Here is a 16,734-nt window from a genome sequence, read left to right as displayed (position 1 = left end):
ATCGCCTGGTAGCGCTCGGTGTCGACGAATGCGACGAATCAGCCCGCGTGCACCGCGTCCGTCGCCTTTCGGGCGGCGATCAACACCGGGTCCCACACCGGCGCGAAGGGCGGCGCGTAGCTGAGATCGAGGGCGGTCATCTCCTCGACGGTCATCCGGTTCCACACCGCGAGCGCCAGCGCGTCGATCCGCTTGGCCGCCTCGGCCCGGCCGACGATCTGAGCGCCCAGCAGAAGCCCGGTGCGGCGCTCGGCGATCAGCTTGACCGTCATCGCCGAGGCGCCCGGGTAGTAGCCGGCCCGGCTCGTCGATTCCACGGTGGCCGTGACGAACTCGTACCCGGCCTGATCGGCCTCGTGTGACGTCAGGCCGGTGCGGGCCACCTCGAGATCGCAGACCTTGGTCACCGCCGTGCCGATCACGCCCGGGAAGGTCGCGTAACCGCCGCCGATGTTGATGCCGGCGACCCGGCCCTGCTTGTTGGCGTGGGTGCCCAGGGGTACGTGGACCGGGCGCCCGGTGATCAGGTGGCGGGTCTCGACGCAGTCACCGGCGGCCCAGATGTCCTCGTGGCCCTCGACGCGCATGCGCAGATCGGTGCGCAGGCCGCCGGTCGCGCCCACGGGAAGGCCCGCGCTGCGGGCGATGGCGGTGTTCGGCCGTACGCCCAAGCCCATGACCACGATGTCGGCCGGCAGCGAGCCCTCGGGCGTGACCACCGCGGTGACCCGGCCGCCGGCCGTCTCGAGGCCCTCGACGTGGGCGTTCGTCACGATGTCGATCCCGAGGCCGCGGATCGCGTCCTGGACCATCTGGCCGATCTCGGGGTCGGCCGTCTTGGCCATCGGCTGCGGCGATTTTTCGAGCAGCGTCACGTCGAGGCCACGCTGGATCATGGCCTCGGCCATCTCGACGCCGATGTAACCGCCGCCGATCACCACCGCGCGGCGCGGCTTCTCGACCTCGGAGAGCCAGGCGTGGATGGCGTCGCCGTCCTCCAGCGTCTGCACGCCGAAGACGCCGGCCTCCCGCACGCGGGCCCACTCGGGCACGACCGGGGACGCGCCCGCCGCGTACACCAGATGGTCGAAGCTCTCCCGCACCTCGCCGGCCGAGGAATGGGCCACCACCTGCCGGCGGTCGAGGTCGATGCCGACCACGTCGTGCTGGAGGCGGACGTCGATGCCGTTCTTGCGATGTTCCTCGGGCGTACGGGCGATCAGCGCGTCCCGCTCGTCGACGGCGCCGCCGATCCAGTACGGAATGCCGCAGGCCGAGTACGACGTGAAGCGCCCACGCTCGAAGACCACGATCTCGAGGTCGTCCGTTCCCAGGCGCTTGCGGGCCTGCGACGCGGCCGACATGCCGGCCGCGTCCCCGCCGATCACGACGAGTTTCATCAGCTCAGACTACTGACCTCCGCGGTCGCCCCGGGTCGCCTTGGCTATCTGATCCACCACATCGGCGACCGAGCCCTTCTGGGCCAGGATCGCGCGCTGCCGGGCGGCGCCGGTGCCGTGGTTGCGCAGCTGTCCGAGAAGGACGGTCGTGCGCTCGAGGTCACCGTGGCGTTCGAGTTCCGGGCGTACATAGTCGAACAGCTGCCGCATGAGCCGCCACGCGGGCCGGGGCTCACGGGTGGCCATGTCGATGTTGACGCCCTCGAGCCCGTCGTGGGCGGCCCGCCAGTGCGCCGCCACCAGCAGCGTGTCCGGCACGACGGGGGCCGGCTTGCCGTCGCGGACCTCGTTGACCAGCGTGGCGACCAGGGCCCGGGCCAGCGCGGCGAGCAGCACCGCGTCGTCGGCCGAGGGCATCACGTCGCCCATCCGCAGCTCGACGGTCGGGTAGTTCGCGGCGAGCCGGGCGTACCAGTAGAGCATCCCCTCGTCGAGCATGGCACCGCTCGCCTCGAGGTCGGAGATGAGGGTCAGGTAGTGCTCGTACGACTCCAGGTACGGCGCCGGGCCGACGGTGGGCCAGCGCTCCCACATCATGTAGCGCCAGCTCGCGTACGTGGTGTCGCGCCCCTTGAACAGCGGCGAGTTCACCGTCGCGGCCTGGAAGATCGGCAGCCACGGGCGCAGGTGGTTGAGGACCTGCACGCCGGTCTCGTCGTCGGGGATGCTGACGTGCACGTGGGTGCCGCACATGCCGGCGCCGGGGGAGAGGTCGCCGAAGCGCTCCTGCATGCGGTGGTACCGCGGGTTGTCGACGACGCGGATGTGCGGCCCGGTCGCCGGTCCGGTGCCCATGGCCAGCAGCCGGGCTCCGGCCCGGTCGGCGGCGGCCGCGACGCCGGCCCGCAGGCGGACCAGGGCGTCCGAGAGGGCACTCAGCTCGAGCTGCGGCGGGCTCGCCACCTCGATCTGGCTGCGCATGTACTCGTGCTGCACCGAGGGGCGGATGTCGGCCGGCAGCTGGTCGAAGACCTCTTCGACCGCCTCGACGGCCCGCGGCTCGACCGCGTCGACCAGGAGGAACTCCTCCTCGACGCCGAGCGTGTGCAGGTCGTGGGCCTCGGCCTGCTCGGCCAGTTCGGGATCGATCGTGGTACCGCCCGTGTCCATGGCCGCGAAGTACCCGATCTTCCCGCCCCGGAAACGGTATCAACGGGCAATCGATGGCAATCCATATTGACTTTACGTTCGTAACAAGCGTGAAATCCGCTGAGAGCGCTCTCACACCCCCTCCTCCCTGGAAGGCGCATCCCTCATGAGATTCCGTGTTGTGGCAGCGGGCGCCGCGGCGGCAGTCGCCGTGAGCGCGTCCGCGATCTTCGCGGTCACCGCCGAGGCGGCCGTCCCGGCCGCGCCGTCCGGCATGACCACCGTGTTCAGCGACGACTTCACCGGCGCCGCGGGCACCGGGCTCAACCGCTCCAACTGGCTCTACGCGACCGGCACCGGCTATCCGGGCGGCGCCGCCAACTGGGGCACCGGCGAGGTCGAGACGATGACCGACTCGACGGCCAACGTCTACCAGGACGGCAACGGCAACCTGGTGATCAAGCCGCTGCGGGACTCGGCCGGCCGGTGGACCTCGGGCCGGGTCGAGACGCAGCGCACCGACTTCGCGGCACCGGCCGGCGGCAAGGTCCGCATCGAGGCGCGGTTGCAGCAGCCCAACGTCAGCGGGGCGGCCGCGGCGGGATACTGGCCGGCGTTCTGGGCGCTCGGCGGGGCGGCCCGGCCGGTCGGCGCGACCAACTGGCCGGGCATCGGCGAGTGGGACATCATGGAGAACATCAACGGCCGGGAGTCCGTATTCGCGGCGCTGCACTGCGGCACCAACCCGGGCGGCCCGTGCAACGAGACGACGGGCATCACCAGCGGCGAGCGCGCGTGCTCCGGATGCAAGACGGGCTTCCACACGTACGCCATCGAGTACGACCGGACCACCGCCGACGAGCAGCTGCGCTGGTACCTCGACGGCAACAACTACTTCACGTTCAGCAAGAACCAGCTCGACGCGACCACCTGGAACAACGCGACCCAGCACGGCTTCTTCGTGATCCTGAACGTGGCCATGGGCGGCGGCTTCCCGGCCGCGTTCGGCGGCGGTCCCACCGCCTCGACCCAGTCCGGCGTGCCGATGATCGTCGACTACGTCGCGGTCTACCAGTCCTCGGGCGGCACGACGCCACCCACCACTCCGCCCACCACCCCGCCGCCGTCGGGCACGCGGGACGCCTTCTCCCGCATCGAGGCCGAGTCCTACAACGCGGCGTCGGGCGTGCAGGTCGAGGCATGCTCCGAGGGCGGCCAGGACGTCGGCTACATCGCCAACGGCGACTGGCTCCAGTTCGACAACGTCAACTTCGGCTCGGGCGGGGTCCGCGACTTCGTGGCCCGCGTCGCCTCCGGCGCCGGCTCCGGGGTCAGCGGCCTGGTGGAGGTACGCCTCGACAGCCGGACGAACGCGCCCATCGGCAGCTTCGCGCTAGGCACCACGGGCGGCTGGCAGACGTGGCAGTCGATCCCCGGCAACGTCTCCGGCGTCACCGGCACCCACACCGTCTACGTGACCTTCACCAGCGGCCAGCCGGCCGACTTCGTCAACCTGAACTGGCTCCAGTTCCGCAAGTGACCCATCGAGAAATTTAAGGATATTTAAGGGCCGCGCCCTCTGGACTGAACTGTTAACAGTCCTTAATGATTGACACATGAAGGGCTATCGATCGGTCGTCCTGGCCACCGTCGCCGCGCTGGCCGCGGGCGGAGCGGCCACCTACTTCTCGGGCTCCGCGTCGGCCGCAGCGGCCTGCGCGCCGGCGTGGAGCTCGAGCGCCGTCTACGTCGGGGGCAACACGGCCTCGCAGAACGGCCACAACTACAGCGCCAAGTGGTGGACGCAGAACGAATCCCCCGCCACCCACAGCGGCCAGTGGGACGTCTGGGCCGACCAGGGTGTCTGCGGTGGCACGACACCACCCACGACCCCGCCTGCGACCACCCCGCCTGCGACCACGCCGCCTCCGACCACCCCGCCTGCCACTACGCCGCCTCCGACCACGCCGCCCCCGGCCAACGGCGTCCTGCCGGCCCACTTCCTGACCGGCTACTGGCAGAACTTCGACAACGGCGCGGCCCCGCTCAAGCTGGCCGCCGTTCCCTCGAACTACGACCTGATCGCGGTCGCCTTCGCCGACGCCACGGCCACCCCGGGCGCGGTCTCCTTCACCCTCGACCCCGGCCTGGCCTCGGCCGTCGGTGGCTACACCGACGCCCAGTTCAAGGCGGACATCGCCACCCTGCACGCCCGCGGCAAGAAGGTCATCATCTCGGTCGGCGGCGAAAAGGGCACGGTCAGCGTGGCCAACGCGACGGCGGCCACCAACTTCGCCAACTCCGTCCACTCACTGATGACGGCGTACGGGTTCGACGGCGTCGACATCGACCTCGAGAACGGGCTCAACGCCACCTACATGGCCCAGGCCCTGCGCAGCCTGCGGGCCAAGGCCGGCAGCAACCTGATCATCACGATGGCGCCGCAGACCATCGACATGCAGAGCACCGGCTCGTCGTACTTCGCCCTGGCGCTGTCCATCAAGGACATCCTCACGGTCGTACACACCCAGTTCTACAACTCGGGTTCGATGCTCGGCTGCGACCAGAACGCCGCGTACAGCCAGGGCACGGTGAACTTCCTGACCGCGCTCGCCTGCATCCAGACCCAGAACGGGCTGCGCCCGGACCAGGTCGCTCTCGGCCTGCCGTCCAGCACCCGGGCCGCCGGCGGCGGCTACGTCGCGCCGTCGGTGGTCAACAACGCGCTCGACTGTCTGGCCCGCGGCACCAACTGCGGCACCTTCAAGCCGCCTGCGACGTATCCGGGCATCCGCGGCGCGATGACCTGGTCGATCAACTGGGACGTCACCAACGGCAACGGCTTCGCCAACACCGTCAAGCCCCACCTCGCCACCCTTCCGTAACGCCTCCCCACCCCCACAGGAGCATCCCCGTGAAGAAAATCCTCGTACTGGGCTCGGTCGCCCTGGCCGCCACGGCCGCCGCGATCCTGCCCATGGCGACCTCGAACGCGGCCGCCGCCTGCGCGCCGGCGTGGTCCTCGAGCGCCGTCTACGTCAAGGACAACAGCGCCTCGCAGAACGGCCACAACTACACCGCCAAGTGGTGGACGCAGAACGAATCCCCCGCCACCCACAGCGGCCAGTGGGACGTCTGGGCCGACCAGGGTGTCTGCGGTGGCACGACGCCGCCGACCACGCCGCCCACCACCCCGCCGACCACCCAGCCGCCGGCCACCGGCACCAAGATGGCCTCGGCGCCGTACATCTACCCCGGCTGGGGCAACCCGCCGGCGCCGGCCACCGTGGTCAACGCGACCGGCATCAAGGCCTTCACGATGGCCTTCGTGCTCGCCGGCAACGGCTGCAACCCGGCCTGGGACGGCGAGGGCGGCCTGACCGGTGGCGTGCACGCGAGCACCATCGCGGCCATCCGGGCGGCCGGGGCCGACGTGGTCCCGTCGATCGGCGGCTGGAGCGGCAACAAGCTCGGCCCGAACTGCTCGACCCCCGAGGCGCTGGCCGGTGCGTACCAGAAGGTGATCGACGCCTTCCAGCTCAAGTCGATCGACATCGACATCGAGAACAGCGACGAGTTCGAGAACACGGTCGTGCAGGACCGGATCCTGGGCGCTCTGAAGATCGTCAAGCAGAAGAACCCGTCGGTGAAGACGATCCTCACCTTCGGCACCACGACCACCGGCCCGAACTACTACGGCACCCGGCTCGTGCAGCAGGCCAAGGCGCTCGGCGCGAACATCGACATCTTCACCCAGATGCCGTTCGACTTCGGCGCCAGCGACATCTACACGGCCACGGTCAACACGTCCGAGGGTCTGAAGAACCTGCTGAAGACCACCTTCGGCTACACCGACGCGCAGGCGTACTCGCACATGGGCATCTCCGGCATGAACGGCCTGTCCGACCAGCAGGAGCTGACCACCGTCGAGACGTGGACGCGGATCCGCGATTACGCCCGGAACAACGGGCTCGCCCGCTTCACCTTCTGGGCGGTCAACCGTGACCGCGGCTGCGCCGGTGGCGGCGTGGTCTCGGACTGCTCCGGCATCGCGCAGGCCGACTGGGCCTTCACGAAGGTCAGCGCCGGTTTCTAACCATCGACGGACGCGCGGTCGCTCTGGCGGGCGGCCGCGCGCCGCCTTTTCCTGATCTTCTTGATGACCCAGCTCCCGACCATGAAGATGATCAGCGCCCAGATCACGTAGTCGAAGTAATGGGCGTATTTCTCCAGGTCCTGATACTGCGACCCGAGCAGGTAGCCGCCGCCGATGAAGATGGCGTTCCAGACCCCGCTGCCGATCGCGGTGAACAGGGTGAACATGCCGAGGTGCATCTTGTTGGCGCCGGCCGGGATCGAGACCAGGCTGCGAACGACCGGGGCGCAGCGCCCGAAGAGCACGGCTGCCTTCTCGTGTTTCTCGAACCAGCGGTCGGCCGTGTTCAGATCGTCGGCGTCGACCAGCGGAATCTTGTCGAGCCAGCGGCGCAGCCGGTCCTCGCCCAGCGCGTACCCGAGCCAGTAGAGGGCGAGCGCGCCGATCACCGACCCGGCCGTGGCCGCGAACAGCACCAGCGCGAAGTTGACCCGGCCCTCGCTGGCCAGATAGCCCGCCAGCGACAGCACGATCTCACTGGGGATCGGCGGGATCAGGTTTTCCAGGGCCACCAGAAGGCCCACACCTAGCTCACCGAGTGATTCGATGACAGAGGTCACCCACGCTGTCAGTCCGCCGCCCATCCGATGTTTGTACCCAACGAACCTGCGTCGAACCTGAGTGCTGTTTGCCCGGGCGTGACGCCGGTGAAGTAGAGGGACATGACCGACCGGTGGTACCAGAAAGCCGTCATCTACTGCCTCGACATCGACACGTTCGCCGACTCCGACGGCGACGGCTGCGGCGACATCCGCGGTCTGATCGGCCGTCTCGACTATCTCGCCCGGCTCGGGGTGACCTGCCTGTGGCTGAACCCCATCCACCCGTCGCCCGACCAGGACGACGGCTACGACGTGTCCGACTTCTACAACGTCGACCCACGTTTCGGGAACCTGGGCGACTTCGCCGAGCTGCTGCACCAGGCGGGCAACCTCGGCATCAAGGTGATCATCGACCTGGTCGTCAACCACACCTCGGACAAGCACCCGTGGTTCCAATCGGCCCGCAAGTCGCCGGACTCGCCGTACCGGAATTGGTATGTCTGGTCCGAGACCGAGCCCGCCGACCGCAAGCAGGGCATGGTCTTCCCGGGTGAGCAGGACGAGACCTGGACGTACGACCGGACGGCCAAGGCCTGGTACTACCACCGGTTCTACAAGTTCCAGCCGGACCTGAACATCAACAATCCCGAGGTCCGCGAGGAGATCAAGAAGATCTGCGCGTTCTGGCTCCAGCTCGGCGTCGCCGGGTTCCGGATGGACGCGGTGCCGTTCATCATCGAGGAGACCCAGGCCGGCAACCCGAACTCGCCCAAAGACATGGACTTCATCACCGAACTGCGGCAGTTCGTGCAGTGGCGCAAGGGCGACGCGGTGCTGCTGGCCGAGGCCAATGTGGAGCCCGACCAGCTCAAGGAGTACTTCGGCGATTCCGGCGGCTCGGCCAACCGCATCCACATGCTGTTCGACTTCATGCTCAACACCAAGCTCATGCTGGCGCTGGCCCGGCAGAACCCGGAGCCGATCGTCGAGGCGCTGCGCGAGGCCCCGAAGCTGCCCGTGGGCGCGCAGTGGGCCACCTTCCTGCGCAACCACGACGAGGTCGACCTGTCCCGGCTGACCGCCGAGCAGCGGCAGCAGGTCTTCGCCGAGTTCGGGCCGGACGAGAACATGCAGTTGTACGGGCGGGGCATCCGCCGGCGGCTGGCGCCGATGCTCGGCAACGACCGGCGGCGGGTCGAGCTGGCCTACGCCCTGCAGTTCAGCCTGCGCGGCACCCCGGTGGTGCGCTACGGCGAGGAGATCGGCATGGGCGAGGACCTGTCGCTGCCGGGGCGCAACTCGATCCGTACGCCCATGCAGTGGTCCTCCCTGCCGAACGGCGGCTTCACCACGTCGGACGAGCCGGTCCGGCCGGTGATCGACGACGGCGAGTTCGGTTACCCGACCGTCAACGTCAGCCGGCAGCGCCACGACCCGGCGTCGTTGCTGGCCTGGTTCGAGCGCATGATCCGTACGCTCCGGGAAGCGCCCGAGGTGGGTTCCGGCACCTGCAAGCACGTCGACCTGCCCGACGCGGGATCGATCCTCGTGCACCGCGCCGACGACGTCACTGGCACGATGGTCTTCGTGCACAATCTCGGGCCGTCCGACGGCGTGCTCGATCTGAGCTCGCTGTACGCCGAGGCCGAGTTCCCGACCGACGTGCTCGCCGACCAGGAGTACCCCGACCTTGGCAAGTTCGACGCGGTACCGGTGGCCGGACACGGCTACCGCTGGATCAGGTTGCGTCGCTACGCGTAAGGTGCACTCCGAGTGCAAATAGAGGAGGCCGTATGTCGCAGTCCGCTCCCACCCGTACCGCCATCGTCACCGGTGCCGCCCGCGGCATCGGCGAGGCGACCGCCCGCCGGCTCGCGGCCGACGGGCTGGCCGTCGCCGTCGTCGACCTCGACGAGGGCGCCTGCGCCAACACGGTGACCGCCATCCACGACGCCGGCGGCACTGCCCTCGCCGTCGGCGCCGACGTGTCCGACCCGGCCCAGGTCACCGCGGCCGTGGAAAAGGTCACGGCCGAGCTCGGCCCGCCGACCATCCTGGTCAACAACGCCGGCGTGCTCCGCGACAACCTGCTGTTCAAGATGACCGACGACGACTGGGAGACCGTGATGGCGGTCCACCTGCGCGGCGCCTTCCTGTTCAGCCGCGCGGTGCAGAAGCACATGGTCGACGCCGGCTGGGGCCGTATCGTCAGCCTGTCCAGCACCTCGGCCCTGGGCAACCGGGGCCAGGCCAACTACGCCGCGGCCAAGGCCGGCCTGCAGGGCTTCACCAAGACGCTCGCGATCGAGCTGGGCCGGTTCGGCATCACCGCCAACGCGGTCGCGCCGGGCTTCATCGTCACCGACATGACCGCCGCCACCGCGGCCCGGGTCGGCGTCGATTTCGACCAGTTCGAGAAAGCCGCCGTCGCTCAGATTCCCGTTGGCCGGGCGGGACGTCCCGAAGACGTCGCGAACACCGTATCCTTCCTCGTCAGTGAGGGTGCCGGGTTCGTCTCGGGCCAGGTCATCTACGTCGCCGGGGGACCGCGCGCGTAGATCATTGCTGAGAGGCGTTACAAAGGAACTATGAATCGACGCATGGCTTCCCGCAGCGTCTCGCTCACCAGCACGTTTCTGCTCCTGGCGGCGGGCGGTGCGGCGGCGTGCGACAACGACGACGATTACCAGGACGCGGGTTTCTACTGCGCCGACGCCAACGGCAACGTCGTCGACGAGGACTACTGCGACGACGACCGGTCGTACGGTGGCAGTGTGGTGCCCTTCTTCATCTGGTATTCGGCGGCCTACGCCCCGGGCTACCCGGTCGGCTACCGGCTCCCGGCCGGCGGCAACAAGTTCGCGTACAACGACCGGGCGGCCCGGCAGTCCTTCGGGCTGCCGGCCACCGGCAAGATCGGAAACGGCACGGTGAAGACCAGCGTGGTCGGCAAGGGCGGCGCGGCCCGCGGCTCCTCCTCCAGCAAGTCGGGCGGCTGAGCGTGCGCCGAGTTCCCTACGGGCCGGTCCGCGAGGGCTGGCAGCTCACCAACTTCAGCCTCGGCCTCACGTACAACGACACCGAACTGCCGGACGGGACGATGATCTCGTACTGGCAGGAGGGCCCGTTCTACGACTTCACGGCGGCCGAGATCGAAGAGCTCGAGGCGGCCACCACCACGCTGCACGCGATGTGCCTCGAGGCCGGCGACTGGATCGTCCGGCAGTGCCCGCGGCACACCGTGCAGGGGCGCAAAGAGGGCTATTTCGCCTCGATCTGCAACCCCGAGACGTGCTTCCTCGCCAAGATCGGCGTGCCTGAGTTCGCCCACGAGCAGGTCATCCGCACGTGGTTCGACGGCGACGCCGAGACGTGGACGCACTACGACAAAGACCCCGACATGCGCCTGCCGATGGAGACGCCGGACTACTCGCCGAGCGTCTACGGCCGGTTCGACCTCTGGTACAACGGGGCCGGCAGCACGCCCAAGCTGCTCGAGTTCAACGCGCAGACCCCGACCGCGCTGGTCGAGAGCGCCGTCATCCAGTGGCACTGGATGGACCAGACCCACGTCACCCAGCACGAGTGGCGCCAGTGGAACTCGATCCACGACCGCCTGGTGGGCTGGCCCGCGACCCCCGGCGAGCCGGGCGACCCCGGCGCCTGGCGCCGCAACATCGACAAGCTCCGCGAGGCCCGCACGTGGCTGCCGGAGAAACCGAAGATCTTCTTCGCGTACGAGACGTCCGAGACCTCCGGTGAGGACCGGATGAACGTGGCGTACCTGATGGCCACCGCCGAGGAGGCCGGGTACCCGGTCGAGCTGATCGCGATGAGCCAGATCGGCTGGGACGTGGCCGGCGACCGGGTGGTCTTCGTGCCCTCGCCGGGCCAGGAGCACAAGGCCGAGCCGATCGACATCATCTTCATGCTCTACCCGTGGGAGTGGTTCTGGACCGAGGAGGGCGGCAAGGCCTTCTTCCGCAACATGGCCGACCCGACCAAACACGGCACGGTCTGGATCGAGCCGCCCTACACGGCCGCCCTGCTCGGCAACAAGGCGATCCTGCCGGTGCTGTGGAAACTGTTCGGCGACGACCCCGAGCGCGGCAAATACCTGCTGCCGGCCTACTTCGCCGACTCCTCGAAGGCCAAGACGCTGACCAGCTACGCCAAGAAACCCGTCTGGGGCCGGGAGGGCGGCTCGGTCACGCTCGTGCGTGACGGGGTCACGATCAGCGAAAACCCTTCCGAGTACGGCGTCGACGGCCGTTACGTGGTGCAGCAACTCTGCGAGCTGCCGTCGTTCGAGGGGCTCGAGGGCACGGTCCACCCGGTGATCGGCTCCTGGCTGATCGACGGGGAGCCGGCCGGCATGGGCATCCGTGAAGGTCTCGGCGACGACGGTCTCGTGACGAAGGACCGCTGCTACTTCGTGCCACACACCATCGAATCGTCCCTTTAAGGGCGGTGCCGCCAGATCCACCACAGGCCGACGAACGGCAGCACCAGCGGGACGTACCCGTAACCGCTGCCGAAGTTCGACCAGACCGTGTCGTCCGGGAAGTCCCCGGCGTCGGCGATGCTCAGCGTGCCGACCACGAGCACGCCGATCAGCTCGATGCTGCAGCTGATCAGCGCGATCAGCCGGCCCCGGGCGCCGCCGATCGCCAGGCCCACGGTCGCCGAGATGTAGACCAGGCCGGCGAACGCCGACAGCAGGTAGGCCAGCGGGGCCTCGCTGAAATGCGTGGAGATCTGTACGAGGGCGCGGGCGCTGGCCGACAGCGCGAAGATGCCGTAGACCAGCAGCAGCACGCGGCCGAGGCCCGTACCGAGAGCCGCGTCCTTGGGACGTGTGGGGGTTTCAGGAGACACCGGTGGTCACCTCCGCGATCTGCTGCAACCGCAGCACGAGAACAGGCAGCACCAGGCAGGCGACACCGAGGATGAGACTGCCCCACCGCGTCGGCTCGAGCCGGGCCAGATAGAACGCGACCGGCCCGAAGGCGACCGTGGTGACCAGGTAGCCCAGGAAGGTGGGCGTGTCGCTGGGGCGCGAGCCGTCGAACAGGCCGATCACGGCCACGACGACCAGCACGGCGACCAGCGCGCTGAGCGCCAGCGTGGCCCAGAGGTCGACGTTGCTCGGCGGGCGGTTGAGCGCCGCGCGCAGCAGGAACCACGCCGCCAGGACAAGAGCGGCGATGATCGTCGCCACCGACAGGGGACCGTTCACCGGCACAGACTACTGATCGAAGGTCGCCTGGTAGCTTGCGGCTGGACCATGAGAGAGGCAGGCGACTTCCGATGCGCTTCGGACTTTTCGGTACGGGACCATGGGCACACCTGGCGCACGCGCCGGCGCTCGCCACGCACGCGGACGTCGAGTTCGTGGGGGTGTGGGGCCGCAATCCCGACAAGGCGGCCGCGCTGGCCGGCGATCACGGCGCCAAGGCGTACGCCGAAGTGGACGACCTGATGGCCGACGTCGACGCCGTGGCCATCGCCCTGCCGCCGGACGTGCAGGCGCCGCTGGCGCTGCGCGCCGCCCAGGCCGGCAAGCACCTGGTGCTCGACAAGCCGGTGGCCTTCACCGTTGCCTCAGCACAGGAGATCGCGTCCGCTGTCGCGGCCGGCAACCTCGCCTCGCTGGTCTTCTTCACCCGCCGGCTGATGCCGGAGATCGAGCGGTTCGTGGCCGACGCGACGGCGACCGGCGGCTGGGTCGAGGGCCGGATCGTCCACCTCGGCCGCATCTTCACACCGGACAACCCGTTCGGCGCGTCGCCCTGGCGCCAGGAGAGCGGCGGCCTCTGGGACGTCGGCCCGCACGCGCTGGCGCTGGCCATCGGCGTGCTCGGCCCGGTCACCGAGGTGACCGCGATGGCCGGCGCCCCCGACATGACCCACCTGCTGGCACGCCACGCGGGCGGCGCCATCAGCACGCTCACCCTCTCGCTGGACGCGCCGGAGGCGGCCGAGCGCGAGGAGGCGGTCTTCTCCGGCCAGGCCGGGGTACGCACGGTGCCGTCGGCCCCTTGGTCGCCGGTCGACGCCCTGAAGCACGGCCTCGACCAGCTCATCGCCGCGGCCGCGGGCGGACCCGCGGTCGAGCTCGACATCCGCTTCGGCGCCCAGGTGACGGCGGTCCTGTCCGCCGCCCAGGAAGCGGTGACCACCGGCCGTACGGTGACTGTCGAAAGCGCTTGAAGCACGCTGCCGGCGGCCTGTGTGGTCGCCGGCAGCGGTGTTCCGCGATCAGGGGACGGTGCGCTCGATGGCGGCGGCGCCGTCACGCTCCAGTTCCTCGCGGGCCTTCTCGATGTTCTCCGGCGTCGGGTCCTTGCCCTCGGCCTCGGCCAGGTCGATCGGGTCCCACGGCTGATCGGCGCCGGTACGGATCTCCGGCTCCTCGCCCGGAGCCAGGAACTCCGGAGAATCGGAGTCCTTGCCACCGCCGGTGATGAACGCGTCGACCGCGACGTCGTCCTCGATGGCGTCGGCGACTTCCGGCGTCTCTTCCAGTGGCTGAATCTCGTCGGTCATGGTGTCCTCCCCAGGGGTGCTCAGTCGGTTCTTACCCCGTTCCGCGGCCCTCCGACCATGGGGCGGAATCGGACGATCATGCCGACGCCGGTCAAACTGAGCGCTAACTGGACAGGGCCTGCGCGTTACGGATGGACGCTTAGTAGTGGGCCGAATACATTTTCGCCTTGGCACCCGTTAAAGGACCGCCGGCGGGGGCATGCGCCGGTGGGTCTCGAACCGGCGGGGCCGGTAAGGGGGAGCGCGACGTGACCAGCCTGTCCGATGCCGAGCGGGACGCGTGTGACGCGATGCAGGCCTTGGCCGGTCTGGCGGCCCTGCTGCGCCGGACGGCAGCGGAGATACCCGGCCTCGACGCGGACGACCCCTCGGCCGACGACGCGCGCCGCCTGCTGCTCAGCCTGGCCGAGGACGGCAGCCAGGCAGCCTCCCGAGTAATCTCCTACCTGCGCGAACAGCGCGGCGCAGGCGACGGCGAACTCGTCTCGGTACCACCCCATTTGGGCCCGTGGCGCGAGTGGACACCACCCCGCGGCCACCTGTTCGGGGTGGCCGCGACGACACGCCGCGCCCCCAACGAGGTCCCCCAGCCCCGCCGCAGCGACCCCGGCGAGTAACCACCCCGGATCGCCCAGCGAGTAACCAGCCTGGCTCGCCCAGCGAGTAACCGCCCGGGATCGCCCGCCGAATAACCATCCTGGAGCGTCCGGCGGGAGCCATCCGCTCCGCGCATCGGCAGCCCTCGACCGCCGTGTCACCTCACGGTGTGTGGCATCACGTGTGCCCGCCCTCACTGCGGCGCTTCTCCCGCCCACCTTGACGACCTCACCCGTCGAACCGCCCGACAAGTCGGACTTGTGCTATAGCGGCCGGAGGGTGGAGCGACCGGAGGGTGGAGCACCGGACGTGGAGCACCGGATGTGGAGTGACCGGACGGTGGCTCAGCCGGAGGATGGAGCGACCGGACGGTGGTCTGCTTCTCAGCGCCCGCCCCACAGCAGTGCAAACTTCAGCTCACCCGTTCCCAATACCCGCCGGACCCACCCCGGCCGGGCCGTGACGCTGCTTCATGCTCACGGCCGCTCAACTTCAATCCGCTCAATCGTGCCGAGCGTCGAATCCGCTCGACAACTTCGGCTCGATTCGAAGAGTGAGGCGACCGGGCTGCTTCGATGGCGTGCGGTCGGCGGATCGGTGCTGCCTCGTTGGCGCGCGGTCGAAGGGGCGGTGCGGCCCAAAGGTGCCCGGCCGGATGGTCTGAGGGTGGTCTACGAGCGCAGCGTTTCTGAGGGGGACTCGCCGAACTTGGTGCGGTAGGCCGAGGCGAAGCGGCCCAGGTGGGCGAAGCCCCAGCGGTGGGCGACCGCGGCGACCGTCACCCGTAAGGGGTCGGCCAGGCGCAGGGCCTCGCGGGCGCGGCCGAGGCGTACCTGTTGCAGGTAGGTCATGGGGGCCACGCCCACGTGGCGGCGGAAGCCGTCCTGGAGGGAGCGGACGCTCATGCCGGCTATCCGGGCCAGGTCGGTCACGGTGAACGGGCGTTCCGGCTCGCTCTGGATGGCCTCCACCACGCGGCGGATGGCGCGTGGGGGGCCGGGGGCGGCCGGGCCGGTCAGCTCCTGGTGGTAGCGGTGCGGCACGCTCAGCAGCAGGCCGCTCAGGACGGCGCTGCGGAGCTGCTCGGCGATCATCGGCTGGTAGAACAGGCTCTCGGTGAACTCGAGTTCGTCGCGGAGCAGGCGGACCAGCCGGCTCCAGCTGTGGCCGGGGCCGCTCGACAGGTCGATCTCGGGTGGGAGGTCGATCGGTCCCTCGATCGGGCGACCCAGCAGGCCGGAGAGCTCCTCCTCCAGGGCCTTGCGCTCGATCTTCACCGCGAGCTCGGCCGAGTGGGCCTCGCGGGAGGTGTAGACGGGGCTGCCGGGACCGAAAACCACCCCCCGGGACGGTGTGGCGACGATGTCGTGGCCGGCGTGCCGGGCGTGCAGCCGTCCGCTGGTCGGCATGCTGACGTGGTACGCGTCGAGTTCGGCCACGAGCAGTGTCACGGCGGTGGCGAAACTGAGCTGGCCGACGGTGAGCGGTCCGAGTTGGATCAGTTCCATACCCAGCCCGAAGGTGCCGGCGCCGTCGGGCAGGTCCACTGCTACGGGGTAGTAGAACCGATTTAGCAAGGTACGTGCTTGATCGATGTCCACGCTGCTGAGATGGACGACGTCCGCCGCCCCGGATAACGCGTGGGCGGACCTCGGAAAGACCTCAGCCATGCCGAGATGAGCTCCATCGCATACGGTGAGTATTCGGCCCCGGTACGTGGAACGTCAACGTTCCCGCCACGCGCTGACCGTTCCAGCACATTCAGGCCATATGAACTACTCTGGCGTTCCGCGCCTACGTGGCGTAACTTGCAGACCAGCGGATTGTTGTTGGAACGCGGTCGGAGAGCGGCACCCGGGTGAGGTGTCCGACCACACTGAGACCATGAATTGAAACCACGGTCAGGGGTGTGTCCTCCACGCGGAAGGTCGGCGTCGGCCCCGCTCGACGCCAGGAAGAGGGCAGCCGTGTATCTGCCGATCACCACCCGCCAGTTGGCCGACGGAACCGTTGAGATCGCGCCCAGCGGGGAGATCGACCTGGACAACGCCCACGTGATGCGGGACGCCGTCAACGACGTGCTGACCAGCTCCACGCCGGGCAAGATCTGTCTTGACCTTCAGCGGGTCATGTTGATCGACAGCATCGGCATCGGCATCCTGGTCGCCTGCTTCCATACGGCCGCCGCCAGCGGGGTCAAGCTGGTGGTCAGCCACCCGAGCCCCACGGTCTACCGTCAGCTCTGGGTGTCCGGGCTGGTGGGGCTCCTCGGGTGCGCGGAGCCGCCCTCACCCCGTACGTCGGTGGGTCTCCGGCCTTCCTGATCTTCCTGCCTGCTTGG

17 protein-coding genes are annotated in these 16,734 nt (G+C 69.2%); 10 read left to right on the top strand and 7 right to left on the bottom strand.

All coding sequences use genetic code 11. From position 1 onward, the window contains the following. Positions 1-38: 38 nt before the first annotated feature. Both AB0C26_RS07220 and AB0C26_RS07215 read right to left on the bottom strand, forming a co-directional pair. Positions 39-1,400 (bottom strand): FAD-dependent oxidoreductase, encoded by a 1,362-nt coding sequence (locus AB0C26_RS07220; RefSeq protein ID WP_360242845.1) that lies wholly within the window; start codon positions 1,398-1,400, stop codon positions 39-41. Positions 1,401-1,409: 9 nt separating this feature from the next. Continuing rightward, entirely contained in the window at positions 1,410-2,570 is a 1,161-nt protein-coding gene (locus tag AB0C26_RS07215) for a glutamate--cysteine ligase (RefSeq protein ID WP_360242842.1), read from the bottom strand. A 145-nt stretch (positions 2,571-2,715) separates the two neighbouring features. On the opposite strand from AB0C26_RS07215, the gene AB0C26_RS07210 reads away from it, so the two are divergent. The 3 genes from AB0C26_RS07210 (at position 2,716) to AB0C26_RS07200 (ending at position 6,645) form a co-directional block, all read left to right on the top strand. Beyond that, on the top strand, positions 2,716-4,089 hold the full coding sequence (locus AB0C26_RS07210; RefSeq protein WP_360242839.1) for a carbohydrate-binding protein: 1,374 nt from the start codon (positions 2,716-2,718) through the stop codon (positions 4,087-4,089). Between the two features lie 76 nt (positions 4,090-4,165). Next, positions 4,166-5,434, top strand: coding sequence for a glycosyl hydrolase family 18 protein (locus tag AB0C26_RS07205; RefSeq protein ID WP_360242836.1), 1,269 nt, complete (start codon positions 4,166-4,168; stop codon positions 5,432-5,434). A 29-nt stretch (positions 5,435-5,463) separates the two neighbouring features. Further along, a complete protein-coding gene (locus tag AB0C26_RS07200; protein ID WP_360242833.1) occupies positions 5,464-6,645 on the top strand; it encodes a chitinase in 1,182 nt (393 codons plus the stop codon). Here AB0C26_RS07200 and AB0C26_RS07195 read toward each other — a convergent pair. After that, complete coding sequence (locus tag AB0C26_RS07195; protein WP_360242830.1) at positions 6,642-7,289, bottom strand: DedA family protein; 648 nt, start codon at positions 7,287-7,289, stop codon at positions 6,642-6,644. The genes AB0C26_RS07200 and AB0C26_RS07195 overlap by 4 nt on opposite strands. A gap of 78 nt (positions 7,290-7,367) precedes the next feature. Here AB0C26_RS07195 and AB0C26_RS07190 point away from each other — a divergent pair, with 78 nt between their 5' ends. From AB0C26_RS07190 to AB0C26_RS07175, 4 genes are read left to right on the top strand one after another with little or no spacing between them, the layout of a single operon-like run. Next, positions 7,368-9,008, top strand: a complete 1,641-nt coding sequence (locus AB0C26_RS07190) for an alpha-amylase family protein (RefSeq protein WP_360242827.1) — start codon at positions 7,368-7,370, stop codon at positions 9,006-9,008. Between the two features lie 32 nt (positions 9,009-9,040). Further along, a complete protein-coding gene (gene fabG, locus AB0C26_RS07185) occupies positions 9,041-9,805 on the top strand; it encodes a 3-oxoacyl-ACP reductase FabG (protein WP_360242824.1) in 765 nt (254 codons plus the stop codon). Between the two features lie 42 nt (positions 9,806-9,847). Beyond that, positions 9,848-10,246, top strand: coding sequence for a hypothetical protein (locus tag AB0C26_RS07180; RefSeq protein WP_360242822.1), 399 nt, complete (start codon positions 9,848-9,850; stop codon positions 10,244-10,246). Positions 10,247-10,248: 2 nt separating this feature from the next. Further along, positions 10,249-11,712 carry a glutathionylspermidine synthase family protein gene (locus AB0C26_RS07175; RefSeq protein WP_360242819.1) on the top strand — a complete coding sequence of 488 codons (1,464 nt, stop codon included), beginning with the start codon at positions 10,249-10,251 and terminating at the stop codon, positions 11,710-11,712. Here the strand turns inward: AB0C26_RS07175 and AB0C26_RS07170 are convergent. Both AB0C26_RS07170 and AB0C26_RS07165 read right to left on the bottom strand, forming a co-directional pair. Then, complete coding sequence (locus tag AB0C26_RS07170; protein WP_360242816.1) at positions 11,709-12,125, bottom strand: hypothetical protein; 417 nt, start codon at positions 12,123-12,125, stop codon at positions 11,709-11,711. The two genes, AB0C26_RS07175 and AB0C26_RS07170, sit on opposite strands and share 4 nt — an antisense overlap. Continuing rightward, entirely contained in the window at positions 12,115-12,486 is a 372-nt protein-coding gene (locus AB0C26_RS07165; protein ID WP_360242814.1) for a hypothetical protein, read from the bottom strand. Before AB0C26_RS07165 ends, AB0C26_RS07170 begins: the two co-directional genes overlap by 11 nt. 71 nt (positions 12,487-12,557) lie before the next feature. Here AB0C26_RS07165 and AB0C26_RS07160 point away from each other — a divergent pair, with 71 nt between their 5' ends. Then, complete coding sequence (locus AB0C26_RS07160) at positions 12,558-13,460, top strand: Gfo/Idh/MocA family oxidoreductase (protein WP_360242811.1); 903 nt, start codon at positions 12,558-12,560, stop codon at positions 13,458-13,460. Positions 13,461-13,508: 48 nt separating this feature from the next. On the opposite strand, the gene AB0C26_RS07155 is transcribed toward AB0C26_RS07160, so the two are convergent. Further along, positions 13,509-13,796, bottom strand: a complete 288-nt coding sequence (locus AB0C26_RS07155; protein ID WP_360242808.1) for a hypothetical protein — start codon at positions 13,794-13,796, stop codon at positions 13,509-13,511. A gap of 248 nt (positions 13,797-14,044) precedes the next feature. Between AB0C26_RS07155 and AB0C26_RS07150 the strand changes: the two genes are divergently transcribed. Then, positions 14,045-14,413: a hypothetical protein gene (locus AB0C26_RS07150; protein WP_360242805.1), complete on the top strand. Its 369-nt coding sequence runs from the start codon at positions 14,045-14,047 to the stop codon at positions 14,411-14,413. Positions 14,414-15,064: 651 nt separating this feature from the next. On the opposite strand, the gene AB0C26_RS07145 is transcribed toward AB0C26_RS07150, so the two are convergent. Continuing rightward, the gene (locus AB0C26_RS07145) at positions 15,065-16,063 is read right to left on the bottom strand and encodes an AraC family transcriptional regulator (protein ID WP_360242802.1); all 999 of its coding nucleotides are present in this window, start codon (positions 16,061-16,063) and stop codon (positions 15,065-15,067) included. 297 nt (positions 16,064-16,360) lie between these two features. Between AB0C26_RS07145 and AB0C26_RS07140 the strand changes: the two genes are divergently transcribed. Further along, a complete protein-coding gene (locus AB0C26_RS07140) occupies positions 16,361-16,717 on the top strand; it encodes an STAS domain-containing protein (protein ID WP_097318103.1) in 357 nt (118 codons plus the stop codon). The last annotated feature ends 17 nt before the right edge of the window (positions 16,718-16,734 follow it).

Origin of the sequence: Actinoplanes sp. NPDC048796, from assembly GCF_040650035.1 — a bacterium.
Lineage (GTDB): Bacteria > Actinomycetota > Actinomycetes > Mycobacteriales > Micromonosporaceae > Actinoplanes.
The sequence above is the reverse complement of the archived record's forward strand: the minus strand, read 5'-3'. Positions and strand labels throughout refer to the sequence as shown.

Excerpts from the sequence above, each read along its gene's own strand:
- AB0C26_RS07220 (WP_360242845.1), bottom strand. The coding sequence starts at position 1,400 with ATGAAACTCGTCGTGATCGGCGGGGACGCGGCCGGCATGTCGGCCGCG.
- AB0C26_RS07195 (WP_360242830.1), bottom strand. The coding sequence starts at position 7,289 with ATGGGCGGCGGACTGACAGCGTGGGTGACCTCTGTCATCGAATCACTC.
- AB0C26_RS07215 (WP_360242842.1), bottom strand. The coding sequence starts at position 2,570 with ATGGACACGGGCGGTACCACGATCGATCCCGAACTGGCCGAGCAGGCC.
- AB0C26_RS07160 (WP_360242811.1), top strand. The coding sequence starts at position 12,558 with ATGCGCTTCGGACTTTTCGGTACGGGACCATGGGCACACCTGGCGCAC.
- AB0C26_RS07205 (WP_360242836.1), top strand. The coding sequence starts at position 4,166 with ATGAAGGGCTATCGATCGGTCGTCCTGGCCACCGTCGCCGCGCTGGCC.
- AB0C26_RS07145 (WP_360242802.1), bottom strand. The coding sequence starts at position 16,063 with ATGGCTGAGGTCTTTCCGAGGTCCGCCCACGCGTTATCCGGGGCGGCG.
- fabG (WP_360242824.1), top strand. The coding sequence starts at position 9,041 with ATGTCGCAGTCCGCTCCCACCCGTACCGCCATCGTCACCGGTGCCGCC.
- AB0C26_RS07210 (WP_360242839.1), top strand. The coding sequence starts at position 2,716 with ATGAGATTCCGTGTTGTGGCAGCGGGCGCCGCGGCGGCAGTCGCCGTG.
- AB0C26_RS07190 (WP_360242827.1), top strand. The coding sequence starts at position 7,368 with ATGACCGACCGGTGGTACCAGAAAGCCGTCATCTACTGCCTCGACATC.
- AB0C26_RS07180 (WP_360242822.1), top strand. The coding sequence starts at position 9,848 with ATGGCTTCCCGCAGCGTCTCGCTCACCAGCACGTTTCTGCTCCTGGCG.
- AB0C26_RS07155 (WP_360242808.1), bottom strand. The coding sequence starts at position 13,796 with ATGACCGACGAGATTCAGCCACTGGAAGAGACGCCGGAAGTCGCCGAC.